The following is a 276-nucleotide window of genomic DNA, read 5'->3' on the forward strand; positions in this document are numbered from 1 at the left end:
GGCTCTATATATGCCTTTTTGTTCTTCGTTTCCTGTTTGATAATATCGTTCAATCGTTTCAAAGTAGTGAAGCGGGAACAGAAGCCTTGCGAATAATAAGCGCCAACCAAATGAAGAGAGCGAATAATTACGTTCATAATCTGTAATGAATTGAACTACCGTTTGCTCCCAATCTTTCTTTTTTTCTATCATCATATAGCGAATACATTCTGCTATATCTCTACTTGGGTGATCATATACCCAATCAAAAGGAAGTTTTAAACGCTTCGTTTGCTG

Annotated in this window: 1 pseudogene; it reads right to left on the bottom strand. The window is 36.6% G+C overall.

The window, feature by feature from the left end:
• Positions 1-276 (bottom strand): annotated as a pseudogene (locus SB775_RS29160) (spore coat putative kinase YutH); the annotation flags it as partial.

The sequence above is a fragment of the Peribacillus sp. SIMBA_075 genome (genome assembly GCF_046534585.1).